The sequence below is a fragment of the Streptomyces sp. NPDC101152 genome (assembly GCF_044768275.1).
In the GTDB taxonomy this organism is placed as follows: Bacteria; Actinomycetota; Actinomycetes; order Streptomycetales; family Streptomycetaceae; genus Streptomyces.
Genome location: NZ_JBIWPO010000016.1, coordinates 71868 through 85622, shown reverse-complemented (window position 1 = coordinate 85622; position 13755 = coordinate 71868). Strand labels below are relative to the sequence as shown.

The window sequence follows — 13755 nt, the reverse complement described above, 5'->3', positions numbered from 1 at the left end:
TCGGGCGGCGACGGGGTAACCGCCTTTCAACGCAGGTAAGTTGAAGACTGGAGGACCGGATGGCCCGTGCAGCCTCGCGCCCCCTCACGGCGTGGCGCCTGCGTACCGCCCCAGCGGACAAGGCCGCCAAGAACGGCAAACCGGAGACGGTCGCGAAGTTCGGGAAGAACCGCAAGCCCGAGAAGAAGAGCGAGCCGGAGAAGAACGCGAAGTCGGCGAAGTCCGCGAAGCAGCCGAAGTCCGGGCGCGGCCCCACCCCGGAGCCGCGCGAACGGCATGTGCTGCCCCTGCCGATCCGACTCCTCGCGATGCTGGTCGCCTTCGTGTTCATGGTGGCGTTCGCAGCCGTCCTGGCCAAGTTGACCCTGGAGCCGTCCCCCGCCTCGGCCTCGCTGGTGCACACGAACCTGCATCCGGGCCGCTCCATCCGGGCCTACCTGGATCAGCCTGCGGCCAAGGACGCCGTGAAGCAGATCGGCGGCAACATAGTGCTCGGCGTGCCGTTCGGGGTCCTCGTCCCGGTCGTGGCGCCCCGGGCACGCGGACTGCTGCGCGTCCTGCTGCTGACCGCCATGGTGATGCTGCTCGTGGAGTTCGCGCAGGGCGCGTTGATCGACGGGCGCGCCTTCGACATCGACGACGTCATCCTCAACACGAGCGGCGCGCTGATCGGCTGGGTCCTGCTGGGGCGGCGGATGGGCAGGGTGCACGCCCGGGAGCGGACCCCGCGCCGAGAACCCGAACGAGCGAAGAGCGCCTAACCGCCCTCCAGCAGCTCCAGCGCCGCCGCCTCGACGGCCCCCTGTGTGGCCGGACGGCCGAAGTCGCCGTGCTCGCCCAGCCGGGTGAGCGCGTCGGCGATCGTCACGTCCTGCTCGAACAGCTCGAACACCTTGGGGTCGATGTAGGAGGCCCGGCACACGGCGGGCGTGTTGCCCAGGTAGTGGCTGACCTCGCGGACCGCGCGGCTGATCTGCCGCCGCCGGGCCGCGGGGGTGGCGGTGGCCTCCGCGGTGGGGACGGACAGGGCGACGGCGGCGAGGACCGTGGCGTGCCAGGTGCGGAAGTCCTTGGCGGTGACCTCCGTCCCGGACAGCCGGCGCAGCGCCTCGTTCAGGTCGTCGCCGTGCAGGTCGCGCCAGGCGCCCCGCTCCCAGAACACGAGCAGCCGCTCGCCGCCCCGCCGACGGCGCAGCAGGGCCCGTACGACGGCGTGGGCCTGTTCGTCGACGAGAGCGCGGATCATCTCGGTGCCGCCCTTGGCCGGGTAGCTGAAGGTGATCTCCTCGCGGTGGCAGGTGACGTGCTCGCGCAGCATGGTCGTGAGGCCGTAGGTCTCGCTCTGGCCGGTGTGCCGGTCGCTGCCGATGCGGAAGAAGCCCAGGTCCAGCAGGCGCACGGCGCAGGCGGTGACCCGGGGACGGCTCAGGCCGCGGCCGGCGAGGTCGAGGGCGGCCTTGGCGCGCAGCTCGGGCAGGGCACGGGCGACCTGGCGGACGTGTTCGTGTTTGGCCTGCTCCTGCTGGGCGCGGAACCGCTCGTGGTAGAGGTACTGGCGGCGACCGGCGTCGTCGGTGCCGACCGCCTGGAGATGCCCGTTCGGCCAGGGGCAGATCCACACGTCACGCCAGGCGGGCGGGATCACCAGGCCGCGGATACGGGCGAGTTGGTCAGGGTCCTTCAGGGGCGCGCCCCTCTCGTCCCGGTAGCGGAAGCCGCGGCCGCAGCGGACGCGGCTGAAGCCGGGGCGGTCGCAGGAACTGGTGCGCAGTCTCACGGTGCGGCCCGCTCAGGGACGCCGCCAGTCGTCGCTGCGCAGATGCGAACCGGCCTGCGGGCCCATCCGCAGCATGCCGCCGTCCACGGTCCAGGAGGCACCGGTGACGTATCCGGCGTCCGGGCTCGCGAGGAAGGCGATCACGGCGGCCACCTCGCGGGCGTCCCCGGGCCGCCCGGCCGGGATGCCGGGGCGGGGCTCGCTGTGCACGTCGCCGTCCTCCTGACCGGTCATCGGCGTGGCGATCTCGCCCGGTGCGACGGCGTTGACGGTGATGCCGTACTCGGCGAGTTCCAGCGCCATGACCTGCGTGAGCAGTCCGAGGCCGCCCTTCGCCGCGCAGTACGGCGCGGCGCCGACCCTCGGCTGGTGCTCGTGGACGGAGGTCACGTTGACGATCCGGCCGCCGTCGCCCTGCTGGATCATCCGCCGCGCCGCCCGCTGCCCGCACAGGAACGGGCCGATCAGGTCGACGTCGAGGACCTCGCGCACGGTGTCGAGTTCCAGGTCGAGGAACGGCGTCATGGTGCCCGTACCGGCGTTGTTGACCAGGACGTCGATCCGGCCTAGCCGGTCGCACAGTTCGTCGACCGTGTCGGCGGCGGCGGGCAGCGCGGTCAGGTCCAGGTGGGCCACCTCGGCCCGCCGCCCGAGGGAGCGGACCTCGTCGGCCGTCTCCTCGGCGCCCTTGCGGTCGCTGTTCCAGGTGATGCCGATGTCCATGCCCGCCCCGGCCAGGCGGACGGCGGTGGCGCGGCCGATCCCGGAGTCGGAGCCGGTGACCACGGCCACCTTGCCGGAAGCTGGTCCGGAAGTTGATGGGGACATCACCGACCTCCTCATGGCCGTTGCCGGGGCATCGCAGTACCCCGCAGCAGGGGGCACAAACCGTGCGGGATCCGTCCGCCCGGGGAACCCTGGAGCCATGGATCCCGTCGAGGCACTGGAGCGGATCGCCTTCCTGCTGGAGCGGTCCCTCGCGCCGACCTACCGCGTGCGCGCCTTCCGTACGGCGTCCCGGGTGCTGTCGTCCCTCCCCGCGGACGAGGTACGCGAGCGTGCGGCCACCGCCGGGTCGCTGGAGTCGCTGAAGGGCGTCGGTCCGAAGACGGCCCAGGTCGTCCGGGAGGCACTGGCCGGACAGGTCCCCGGCTATCTTCGCAAGCTGGAGGAGGAGGCCGGGGCGCCGGACGAGGACCGGGCGGGCGCGGCGCTGCGGGCGCGCCTGCGCGGGGACTGCCACCTGCACTCGGACTGGTCGGACGGCGGCAGCCCGATCGAGGAGATGGGTCGGGCGGCCGCTTCGCTCGGGCACGACTGGGCGGTGCTCACCGACCATTCGCCGCGGCTGACGGTCGCGCGCGGCCTGTCGCCCGAACGGCTCAGGGAGCAACTGGACGTGGTGGCGCGGCTGAACGAGACCTGGGCGCCGTTCCGGCTGCTGACCGGCATCGAGTGCGACATCCTCGAGGACGGCTCGCTGGATCAGGAACCGGAACTGCTCGAGCGGCTGGACGTGGTCGTGGTGTCGGTGCACTCCAAGCTGCGCATGGACGCCCGCGCGATGACGCGCCGCATGGTGACGGCCGTGCGCGACGAGCACTCCGACGTGCTCGGGCACTGCACCGGCCGGCTGGTGACGGGGCGGGGGCGGCCCGAGTCGGAGTTCGACGCGGACGAGGTGTTCGCCGCGTGCGCCGAGACGGGCACCGCCCTGGAGATCAACAGTCGGCCCGAACGGCTGGATCCGCCACGGCGGTTGCTGCGCCGCGCGGTGGAGGCGGGCGTGCTGTTCTCCATCGACACGGACGCGCACGCGCCCGGCCAGTTGGACTGGCAGATCCTCGGCTGCGCGCGGGCCGAGGAGTGCGGGGTGCCGGCCGAGCGCGTGGTGAACACCTGGGCGAGGGAGGACCTGCTGGCGTGGACCCGGGAGCGGCGCACGCCCGCGGGCGTGGCGGGCCGGTGAGGTGGTACTCGGGGTACGAGCGAGCCGGGAACTAGGGAGAGCGCATGGAACGTGCGGCCGTTTTCGACGTCGACGGGACCCTCGTCGACACCAACCACCTGCATGTGGCGACCTGGTGGGAGGCCTTCCGGCAGGCGGGCCACCAGGTGCCCATGCACGCCATCCACCGGTCCGTCGGCCTGCCCTCGGAGGATCTGGTCGCCCGGGTGCTCGGCGACGAGCGGGACAAGGACCGCGACGGCGAGCTGAGCGCGGCGCACAAGACGCTGTACGCGCAGTACTTCGACCGGCTGCCGGCGCTGCGGGACGCCGGCCGGCTGCTGCGGCACCTGGACCGGGCGGGCTGGCGGGTGGTGCTGGCCACCTCCGCGAGCGGCCCGGAGCTGGCCGCGCTGCGGCGTGCGCTCGACGCCGACGAGGCGATCCACGCCACGGCGAGCGCCGAGGACGTGGACGAGGGCAAGCCGGCCCCCGAGCCGGTCGAGCACGCCCTGGAACTCGCCGGTGTCCCCGCCGAGCGGGCGGTCTTCGTTGGCGACACCGTGTGGGACATGCGGGCCGGCACCCGGGCGGGCGTGCGCTGCGTGGGCGTACTGTGCGGCGGCATTCCCCGGGCGGACCTGGAGGAGGCGGGTGCCCGGGCCGTGTACGACGATCCCGCACACCTGCTGGCCGGCCTTGACGACAGCCCCCTGGCCTGACCACCGCACATGCGCGACCAGTCCGGCAGTGACCCGGCGATCTTCGGTTACCCGGAGCGGATGACGCGAGTGAGGCGAGCGACAGGGCGGCCGGCGTGGGCCGGGAAGTGGACCGGTGTGGGGCACAAGGTGCGGGCGGCCTGGCGCTCACCCGGCCGGGAGCGGGACCTGGTCGTGCAGTCGCTCAAGGCCGCCGGGGCGGCGGTGCTGGCGTGGTTCGTGGCGAGCGACGGCATGGACGACCCGATGGCCCTGATGGCGCCCTGGGTGGCGGTGGTCCTGGTGCAGGCCACCGTGTACAGCTCGTTGCGGCGGGCGGCGCAGCAGTTCGGGGCGATCTGCACCGGGACGGTGTGCGCCTCGGTGGCACAGGCGGTCACCGGCAACACGCTCGGCGCGCTCGCGCTGTGCCTGCCGGTGCTGATGCTGCTGTCGAACTGGTCGCGCTTCGGCGACCAGGGGATCTACGGCGCCACCACCGCGGTGTTCACGCTGGCCGCCGGGAGCGTCACGGCGGCAACGGTCGGACACCGGGTGGGGCAGGCGGCGCTCGGCGCGGTGATCGGGGTGGCCGTGAACGCGCTCATCCTGCCGCCGATCCATCTGCGGGACGTCCGGGAGAACCTGGCGGCCCTCGCCGAGGAGGTGGGGGACGTGCTGCACACGGTCGCCGACGACATGCGGCACGAGCGCTGGGACGCGGGGACCGTGGCCGGCTGGTCCCACGGCGCCGCCCGGCTCGAACACCGGCTGGAGGCGGTGCGCTCGGCCCGACGCTGGCGCACGGAGAGCCTGCGGCTGACCAGCCGACCGCTGCGCACCCTGCGCCGGCTGCCCTCGGACGTACCGCCCGAGGCCGAGGACGAACGCTGGAGCCGGGTCACCGGGCACGTCACCGCCCTCACCAGGACCCTCGCGGTGGCCGCCGAGGAGGAACGCACGCCGACGCCGCCCGACGCCCGGGTGCTGGACACGTACGCCCGGCTGCTGGACCTGATCGCGCGGGCGTGCCACGCACAGGGGTGCCGCCTGCTCGCCGGGGGCGGCGTCGAGGAGGCGGACGACCGGGGCGAGGAGGCCCGGCGCGCACTGCACCGACAGTTGCAGGAGGGACTGCGGGAGCAGGCCGGGCAGGGAGCGGACCGCACCACCGTCCTCGGCTCCCTGGTGCTGCAGGCGGAGAACCTGTGGGCAGAGACCTCTCCCCGCGCCGCACGCGGGTGACACAGATCACCGCCGAAGACGTCCACCAGCGGAACACCAGAAGGTAGTTCGCCGTTGAACAGACCGTGGGTGCGGATGGGACAGTGTCCCCGGGCCTCACCATTCGCCCACAGGGACGATCGTTCGGCTGAAGTCCTGTGGAGTCTTTCGCCGGGAGGCGACCGCCATCCGTGCCCACCGCTCGACGGCCCCGACCGAGATTCCCCCGTCCGGTCGGGGCTCTTCTCCGCCCTGCTCCTTCCGGCTCGGTTCCGGCTTGACTTCGAGCGCACTCCAATTCGTAGCGTTCCCGGCATGACCACTGCACAGCACAAGATCGGATCCGGTTTCGGCGCCACGAGCACCGCCGACGACGTCCTGCAGGGCATCGACCTCTCCGGGAAGCTCGCCCTCGTCACCGGCGGCTACTCGGGTCTCGGTCTGGAGACCACCCGGGCGCTCACCAGGGCGGGCGCCCACGTGGTGGTTCCGGCCCGGCGCCGGGCCACCGCCGAGGAGGCGCTGGCGGGTGTCGCCGGAGCCGAGGTGGACGAGATGGACCTCGGCGACCTGGGGAGCGTCCGCTCCTTCGCCGAGCGGTTCCTGGCCTCGGGGCGCGCCCTCGACATCGTCATCGACAGCGCCGGCATCATGGCCTGCCCCGAGACCCGGGTCGGACCGGGCTGGGAGGCGCAGTTCGCCACCAACCACCTCGGTCACTTCGCCCTGGTCAACCGGCTGTGGCCGGTGATCGCGCCCGGCGCCCGGGTGGTGTCCGTCTCCTCCCGCGCCCACCACTTCTCCGGCATGCGCTGGGACGACGTCCAGTGGACGAGCGGCTACGACAAGTGGCAGGCCTACGGCCAGGCCAAGACCGCGAACGTCCTGTTCGCCGTCCACCTCGACGCGCTCGCCCGGGACCGCGGCGTCCGTGCCTTCGCCCTGCACCCCGGCGGGATCCTCACCCCCCTCCAGCGGCACATCCCCAAGGAGGAGATGATCGAGCGCGGCTGGATCGACGAGGACGGCAACGTACTGAACCCACAGGGCTTCAAGACCCCGCAGCAGGGCGCGGCCACCCAGGTGTGGGCGGCGACCTCGCCCCAGCTGGCCGGGCTCGGCGGGGTCTACCTGGAGGACTGCGAGGTCGCCGAGATCGCGGCGCCGGACGACACCGGCACCACCGGCGTCAAGGAGTGGGCCGTCGACCCCGGACAGGCGTCCCGTCTGTGGGACGTGTCGGCGGAACTGACAGGCGTGAACGCGTTCTCCGCCTAGCCGCCGACAGCCTCCCTGGGCCCGTAGACGGCGGCGGGGGCGCCCGTCGCCAGGGCCCAGTAGCGGTCGCCGTACGACCAGTGCCACCACTCGGTCGGGTAGTTGACCAGTCCGGCCCCGCTGAGCGCGGCCCCCAGTACCGCCCGGTTGGCCCGCGCCTCTGCGCCGATGTTGCCGGCTGCCGTGTAGCAGGCGCCCTCGCTCTCCTCAGGACTGGCGTTCATCGCCGTCCCCAGGTCGAGTTCACGGCCGTCGGCGTCGGCGAGGGTCAGGTCGACGGCCGCTCCGGCACTGTGCGGGGCGATCTCGGGTGGGGAGACGTAGCGGCTGGCGGCCGTGCGCACGCTGTCGGCAGGCCAGTCCGGGTGAGCGGTCCGCAGTTCGTCGGCGTACCGATCGACGTAGCGGCGCTGCAGGGCCGGCGGCCGGTAGCCCTCCACGAAGAGGAGTTGCAGGCCGCCGGGGAGGAGGGCCTGGGCGGTGCGGAGGCGGGTGAGGACGCCGCGGCGCAGGTAGATCTGTGCGCCGTGTGCGTCCTCTTGCTTGCGGGCGTCGACCAGGAGCGTGTCGCGTACGTCGACGAGGGGTTCGTCGTTCTCCTCGACGGGGACGGCGGCGACCCGGGCGTCGGACATCAGGATGATTTCGCTCATCCCCTGATCATCGTCGTCATGAATCCCGCCCGGGCCGGGTACCCGGTGACTCCCCTCCGAAGGGAGTCGATCGTGAGCGGCACGACGGGCAGCAGGATCGTGGTCACGGGCGCCACCGGCAACGTGGGGACCAGCGTGGTGCGCGCCCTCGCCGAGGAGTCGGACGTCGGCACCGTGCTGGGGCTGGCCCGGCGGATTCCCGACTGGTCACCGCCGCGGACCGACTGGTCCCCGGTCGACCTGGCGTCGGAGCGGACCGATCTGACCAAGGTGTTCGCGGACGCCGACGCGGTGGTGCATCTGGCGTGGGCGTTCCAGCCCACGCACGACCCGGCGGTGACCTGGCGGACCAACGTCCTGGGCAGCATGCGGGTGTTCGAGGCGGTGGCGAAGGCCGGGGTGCCGACGCTGGTGCACGCCTCGTCGGTGGGCGCGTACTCGCCGGGGCCGAAGGGGCGCGCGGTGGACGAGTCGTGGCCGACGCACGGCTGGCCGGACGCTGCGTACTGCCGTGAGAAGGCCTATCTGGAGCGCGCCCTGGACACGTTCGAGCGCGAGCATCCCGAGGTGCGGGTGGTGCGGATGCGGCCGGCGTTCCTGTTCAAGCGGGAGTCGGCGAGCGAGCAGCGCCGGATCTTCGGCGGGCGGTTCCTGCCCGGCCCGCTGGCCCGTCCGGAGCTGCTGCCGTTCCTGCCCGACATCCCCGGCCTGCGCGTCCAGGCGCTGCACACGGACGACGCTGCCAAGGCGTACGTCCTCGCGCTGGCCGGCGAGGCCCGCGGTGCCTTCAACCTGGCCGCCGAGCCCCCGGTGGACGCGGAACTGCTGGGCGAGATGCTGGGCACCCGTCCGGTACGGCTCCCCCGCGCGGCCGCCCGCAGGGCGATCGCCGCCGCCTGGGGGCTGCACCTGCTTCCCGCCTCGCCCCACCTCTTCGACGCGGTCCTGCGCCTGCCGTTGATGGACTGCACCCGCGCCCACAGGGAGCTGGGGTGGCAGCCCGAGCACACGGCGAGCGAGGTCCTGGAGGAGTTCCTGCACGGGCTGCAGCACGGCGCCGGAGCCGACACGGAGCCGATGCGCGGGCGTAAGGTCGGATGAGGATGAGGCCCGAGGGGGCGGTGAGCCGAGCGCTCACGCCCCTTCCTCGTCCAGCCTCTCCCGCTGGGGCACCACCGTGTACTTCGGGTCCTCGGCCGAGGCCACGCCCGCAGCGAAGACGCCGAAGCGGGTGCAGGCAGACCCGGCGAGGAGGGCCAGGCCCGAGGCCATCGCCGGCCCGCGGCGGCCGCCGAGGGCCACCGCGCCCAGCCCACCTGCCGCGGTCAGCACCCGGGCCACCCGCAGCAGGTTCCCGGGCCGGCCCTCCTTCCAGGTCTCCGCGACCATGCCGAGCCGCCGCTCCGCCGCCTTCTCCAGCGCCGCGTCGGCCACCGCCGCAAGCCCCGCGGCGCAGCGTGCGGGCGCGTTCTCGCCGGTGGGACCGACCGCCAGGGCCATTCCCGCCGCGGCAGCCGTCGCCGAGGCGCCGAACAGGTACGGCAGTTCGCGGTGGGCGTCGTGCCAGGCCGGTACGGCGGTGTCGGCCGCCAGGACCCCGGTGTAGGTGGCGACCGCGGGGCCCAGCAGCGCGGCGGCACCGGTTGCCGCGCCCCCGAGACGCGGCAACCGGCCGGTGACCGCGCTCGCGGCAGCCACACCCGCCGCCGGCCCGTACACGGACAGCAGCCAGGACCCCATGCTCATCGGCGAGGTCGGCTTGAACACGCGCAGCATGTTGGCGAACCGGCCCGGCCTGCCCAGGTCGTGGATCAGCGCGGCGGCCGACAGGGAGACCGCGCCGAGCGAGGACACCTTCAGCGCCGTGGCGGTGGTGGCACGGCCGGTCAGGTGCGCGCCCGCCGCGAGGACGGACCCGGCGCCCGCCAGCCCGCCGAGGAAGAAGTACCCGGCGATGTCGGGGGCGGCCCAGGACGGCGCCTTGATGACGGGCCGGCCGTAGTACGACTGGAACTCGGCCTTCGGCACCATGGCCTGTTCACCACGCCGGCGCCGGCGTCCGACCCGCTCCGTCACACTCATCGTCCTCCCCTTCCCGCCCCGGCGGTCACCGCGAAGCAGGCCGCGACGCCGCCCAGCAGGGACAGGGCGGCCGCGCCCGCGTGCTTCCACATCGTCGGCAGGTCGCGAGTGGTCACGACCGGGTCCGGCGGCAGCCCGTACACCTCGGGCTGGTCCAGCAGCAGGAAGAAGGCTCCGTCGCCGCCCACGCCGTTGCCGGGGTCCTCGCCGTAGAGCCTGGCCTCGGTGACCCCGGCCTCGTGCAGCTGGTCGACCCGCAGGGCGGCCCGCTCGCGCAGTTCGTCCAGCGGGCCGAACTGGATGGACTCGGTGGGGCAGGCCTTGGCACAGGCCGGTTCCTGTCCCGCGCCGAGGCGGTCGTAGCACAGCGTGCACTTGAACGCCCGTCCGTCGTGCGGGCGTTGCTCGATGACGCCGTACGGGCAGGCGGGCACGCAGTAGCCGCAGCCGTTGCAGATGTCCTCCTGGACGACGACGGTGCCGAACTCGGTGCGGAACAGCGAGCCGGTGGGGCACACGTCGAGGCACGCGGCGTGGGTGCAGTGCTTGCACACGTCGGAGGACATCAGCCAGCGCAGCTCGCCGGAGCCGTCGACGGCCGTCTCCTGGGCGGTCGCCCCGCCCTCGACCAGGGGGAGCTCGGTACGGCCGTCGGGGCGCGGCTGTTCGATGAAGGCGACGTGCCGCCAGGTGGAGGCGCCGAGCGCCTGGGTGTTGTCGTAGGACATGCCGGTGAGGGAGAGACCGTCCTCGGGGATGGCGTTCCACTCCTTGCAGGCCACCTCGCAGGCCTTGCACCCGATGCAGACGGAGGTGTCGGTGAAGAAACCGACGCGTTCCTCGCTCACTTGTGCACCTCCGTTCCGGTGGTCGAGGTGATGCCGGCCCGCCGGCGGTACTCGGCGACCAGCTTCGGCAGGTCCGCGCCGCGCGGGCGGCGGCCCGGGCGGATGTCGGCCGTCAGCGCCTTGTCCTCCTGGATGTGGGCGTTCGGGTCCAGGGCGATGGCGGTCAGCTCGTTGGCCGCGTCGCCCTGCGCGACGCCGTTGGGCCCCCAGTGGAAGGGCAGGCCGATCTGGTGGACCGTGCGGCCCTGCACCCGCAGTGGGCGCATCCGTTCCGTCACCAGGACCCGGGCCTCGACGGCGTTGCGGGCGGTGACGACGGTGGCCCAGCCGCCGTTCTCCAGGCCGACCTCGCGGGCCAGTTCGGGCGAGACCTCGCAGAAGAACTCCGGCTGCAGTTCGGACAGGTACTCCGACCAGCGGCTCATTCCGCCCGCCGTGAAGTGCTCGGTCAGCCGGTGCGTGGTGACGACGTACGGGAAGACGTCGGCGCCCTTCTCGTCGCCGCTGGGGTGGTAGCGGTTGCCCTCGCGGGGCATCAGCTGGCGCACGGGGCTGCGTGGGGTCGAGGGGTAGAGGGCGTTGGGGAAGGGCGAGTCCTGGGGCTCATAGTGCGTGGGCAGTGGGCCGTCCTCCAGGCCCGCCGGGGTGTAGAGCCAGCCCTTGCCGTCCGCCTGCATGATGAACGGGTCGTCGCCGCGCAGCGCGTCGGGGCCTTCGGCGTCCTCGTCGGGTACGTGGTCGGGGGCGCGGTCGGGCACGAAGTCCGGGACGTCACGGCCGGTCCACTTCCCGGCCTCCGCGTCCCACCAGACGTATTTCTTGCGCTCGCTCCACGGGGTGCCGTCGGGGGCGGCGGAGGCGCGGTTGTAGAGGATGCGGCGGTTGGCGGGCCAGGCCCAGGCCCATTCGGCGGCCACCCAGTCCTGCTCGGAGCCGGGCTTCTTGCGGGCGGCCTGGTTGACGCCGTCGGCGTAGACACCGCAGTAGATCCAGCAGCCGCAGCGGGTGGAGCCGTCGTCCTTCAGCTCGGTGTAGGCGCTGAGCGGGCTGTTGTCGGGGCCGTGGCCGCTGATCTCGGCGAGGACGGCGTCGGCGACCGGCTCCTGGAGTTCGCCGGTGACGGGGTAGTCCCAGGCGAGGTCCTGGATCGGCCGGTCCATCGGGTCGGTGGAACCGGCCAGCCGCTCCTTGATGCGCCGGCCCAGGTGGTACATGAACCACAGGTCGCTGCGCGCGTCGCCCTCCGGTTCCACGGCCGCGTAGTGCCACTGCACCCAGCGGTTGGTGTTGGTGAAGGAGCCGGACTTCTCGGTGTGGGAGGCGGCGGGGAAGAAGAACACCTCGGTGCCGATGTCCTCGGTACGCAGTTCGCCGCTCTCGATCTCCGGGCCGTCCTTCCACCAGGTCGCCGACTCGATGAGGGAGAAGTCGCGGACGACCAGCCACTCCAGGTTGGCCATGCCCAGGCGCTGCAGGCGGGTGTTGGCGGAGCCGACGGCCGGGTTCTCGCCGAGCAGGAAGTAGCCCTTGCAGTCCCCGTCGAGCTGGGTCATGACCGTGTCGTAGGTGGAGTGCGAGCCGGTCAGGCGCGGCAGGTGGTCGAAGCAGAAGTCGTTGTCCGGGGTGGCCGCGTCCCCGTAGTAGGCCTTGAGGAGGCTGACGAGGTAGGCGCGGATCTCGGACCAGAAGCCCTTCACCGTGCGGGTCGTCTCGATGAAGTTGTCGAGGTTCATGTCCTCGTGCGCGTGCGGCATCGGGATGTAGCCGGGCAGGAGGTTGAAGAGGGTCGGGATGTCGCTGGAGCCCTGGATGGAGGCGTGGCCGCGCAGGGCCTGGATGCCGCCGCCGGGTCGGCCGATGTTGCCGAGCAGCAGCTGCAGGACGCTGGCGGCCCGGATGAACTGGGCGCCGGTGGTGTGCTGGGTCCAGCCGACGGCGTAGCAGAAGGCGCTGGTGCGCTCGGGCCCTGAGTTGCGGGTCAGTTCGTCGCACACGCGCAGGAAGGTCTCGCGGGGGATGCCGCAGACGTCCTCGACCATCTCGGGGGTGTAGCGGGCGTAGTGGCGCTTGAGGACCTGGTAGACGCAGCGCGGGTGCTGGAGGGTCTCGTCGGTGGGGGCGCGGTGCCCGGTGCGGGCGCCGCCGGAGCCGTGGGCCTCGGCGCCCGCGGCCTTGCGGGTCCGGTCCTCGTACAGCTCGTCGGCCTCGCCCGCGGGCTGCTGGATCTCCACGCCCTCGTACTGCCAGCTGGTGACGTCGTAGTGCGCCTTCTCCTCGTCGAGCCCGGAGAACACGCCGTCGAGGTCCTCGGTGTCCTGGAAGTCCTCGCTCACCAGGGTGGCCGCGTTGGTGTACCTGAGGACGTACTCGCGGAAGTCCTTCCCCTCGGTCAGGACGTGGTTGATGATCCCGCCGAGGAAGGCGATGTCGGTACCGGCCCGGATCGGGACGTAGAGGTCCGCGAGGGCGCTGGTGCGGTTGTAGCGGGGGTCGACGTCGATGATGCGGGCGCCGCGCTTCTTGGCCTCCATCACCCACTGGAAGCCGACCGGGTGGCACTCGGCGAAGTTGGAGCCCTCGATGACGATGCAGTCGGCGTGCTGCAGGTCCTGCATGAAGGTGGTGGCGCCGCCCCGGCCGAAGGTGGTGCCGAGTCCGGCCACTGTCGACGAGTGACAGACCCGGGCCTGGTTCTCCACCTGGACCACCCCGAGGCCCGTCAGCAGCTTCTTGATGAGGTAGTTCTCCTCGTTGTCCAGGGTCGCGCCGCCCAGGCTGGCGATGCCCAGGGTGCGGGCGGTGCGCATCCCGTCCCGCTCCCACTCCCAGGTCTCGCGCCGGGTGCGGATCACCCGCTCGGCGACCATGTCCATCGCCGTGTCCAGGTCGAGGGTCTCCCAGTCGGAGGCGTGCGGGCGCCGGTACAGGACCTGGTGCTCACGGGCCGGTCCGGTGGTCAGCTGGAGCGTCGCCGAACCCTTGGGGCACAGGCGGCCGCGGCTGACGGGCGAGTCGGGGTCGCCCTCGATCTGGACGACCTTCTGGTCCTTCACGTACACCTGCTGACCACAACCGACCGCGCAGTACGGACAGACGGACTGCACGACCCGGTCGGCGCTGTCGGTGCGCGGGCGGAGGCCCTCGGTGTACGGCGATTTCGCGGCGGCGCCCCGGCCTGTTCGGTCGGTGCCGGCGAGCTGCCGGTAGACGGGCCAGGAGCGGACGCGGTCGCCCATACCCATGG

At 72.7% G+C, this 13755-nt stretch carries 12 protein-coding genes; 6 read left to right on the top strand and 6 right to left on the bottom strand.

Annotated elements, in window-relative coordinates; all coding sequences use genetic code 11:
• The first annotated feature begins 59 nt into the window (after positions 1 to 59).
• A complete protein-coding gene (locus tag ACIRVK_RS22075; protein WP_404249516.1) occupies positions 60 to 761 on the top strand; it encodes a VanZ family protein in 702 nt (233 codons plus the stop codon).
• Here the strand turns inward: ACIRVK_RS22075 and ACIRVK_RS22070 are convergent.
• Both ACIRVK_RS22070 and ACIRVK_RS22065 read right to left on the bottom strand, forming a co-directional pair.
• Complete coding sequence (locus tag ACIRVK_RS22070) at positions 758 to 1777, bottom strand: DNA topoisomerase IB (RefSeq protein WP_404249515.1); 1020 nt, start codon at positions 1775 to 1777, stop codon at positions 758 to 760. The two genes, ACIRVK_RS22075 and ACIRVK_RS22070, sit on opposite strands and share 4 nt — an antisense overlap.
• A 12-nt stretch (positions 1778 to 1789) precedes the next feature.
• Entirely contained in the window at positions 1790 to 2605 is an 816-nt protein-coding gene (locus ACIRVK_RS22065; protein WP_404249514.1) for an SDR family oxidoreductase, read from the bottom strand.
• Positions 2606 to 2702: 97 nt separating this feature from the next.
• Here ACIRVK_RS22065 and ACIRVK_RS22060 point away from each other — a divergent pair, with 97 nt between their 5' ends.
• From ACIRVK_RS22060 to ACIRVK_RS22045, 4 genes are all read left to right on the top strand, one after another.
• The gene (locus ACIRVK_RS22060; RefSeq protein ID WP_404249513.1) at positions 2703 to 3746 is read left to right on the top strand and encodes a PHP domain-containing protein; all 1044 of its coding nucleotides are present in this window, start codon (positions 2703 to 2705) and stop codon (positions 3744 to 3746) included.
• Positions 3747 to 3790: 44 nt separating this feature from the next.
• Positions 3791 to 4447 carry an HAD family hydrolase gene (locus ACIRVK_RS22055; RefSeq protein WP_404249511.1) on the top strand — a complete coding sequence of 219 codons (657 nt, stop codon included), beginning with the start codon at positions 3791 to 3793 and terminating at the stop codon, positions 4445 to 4447.
• Between the two features lie 60 nt (positions 4448 to 4507).
• Positions 4508 to 5671 carry an aromatic acid exporter family protein gene (locus tag ACIRVK_RS22050; RefSeq protein ID WP_404249661.1) on the top strand — a complete coding sequence of 388 codons (1164 nt, stop codon included), beginning with the start codon at positions 4508 to 4510 and terminating at the stop codon, positions 5669 to 5671.
• Between the two features lie 294 nt (positions 5672 to 5965).
• On the top strand, positions 5966 to 6928 hold the full coding sequence (locus ACIRVK_RS22045; RefSeq protein ID WP_404249509.1) for an SDR family NAD(P)-dependent oxidoreductase: 963 nt from the start codon (positions 5966 to 5968) through the stop codon (positions 6926 to 6928).
• Here the strand turns inward: ACIRVK_RS22045 and ACIRVK_RS22040 are convergent.
• Positions 6925 to 7581 (bottom strand): M15 family metallopeptidase, encoded by a 657-nt coding sequence (locus tag ACIRVK_RS22040; protein ID WP_404249507.1) that lies wholly within the window; start codon positions 7579 to 7581, stop codon positions 6925 to 6927. The two genes, ACIRVK_RS22045 and ACIRVK_RS22040, sit on opposite strands and share 4 nt — an antisense overlap.
• Before the next feature lie 72 nt (positions 7582 to 7653).
• On the opposite strand from ACIRVK_RS22040, the gene ACIRVK_RS22035 reads away from it, so the two are divergent.
• Complete coding sequence (locus tag ACIRVK_RS22035) at positions 7654 to 8682, top strand: SDR family oxidoreductase (RefSeq protein WP_404249505.1); 1029 nt, start codon at positions 7654 to 7656, stop codon at positions 8680 to 8682.
• Positions 8683 to 8715: 33 nt separating this feature from the next.
• On the opposite strand, the gene nrfD is transcribed toward ACIRVK_RS22035, so the two are convergent.
• Genes nrfD through fdh form a run of 3 tightly spaced genes read right to left on the bottom strand, consistent with a single transcriptional unit; the run spans position 8716 to position 13753 of the window.
• Positions 8716 to 9663 (bottom strand): NrfD/PsrC family molybdoenzyme membrane anchor subunit, encoded by a 948-nt coding sequence (gene nrfD, locus ACIRVK_RS22030; protein WP_404249503.1) that lies wholly within the window; start codon positions 9661 to 9663, stop codon positions 8716 to 8718.
• The gene (locus tag ACIRVK_RS22025; RefSeq protein WP_404249501.1) at positions 9660 to 10511 is read right to left on the bottom strand and encodes a 4Fe-4S dicluster domain-containing protein; all 852 of its coding nucleotides are present in this window, start codon (positions 10509 to 10511) and stop codon (positions 9660 to 9662) included. The genes nrfD and ACIRVK_RS22025 overlap by 4 nt, the downstream gene beginning before the upstream one ends.
• Positions 10508 to 13753, bottom strand: coding sequence for a formate dehydrogenase (gene fdh / locus ACIRVK_RS22020; protein WP_404249499.1), 3246 nt, complete (start codon positions 13751 to 13753; stop codon positions 10508 to 10510). Before fdh ends, ACIRVK_RS22025 begins: the two co-directional genes overlap by 4 nt.
• Positions 13754 to 13755 lie beyond the last annotated feature (2 nt).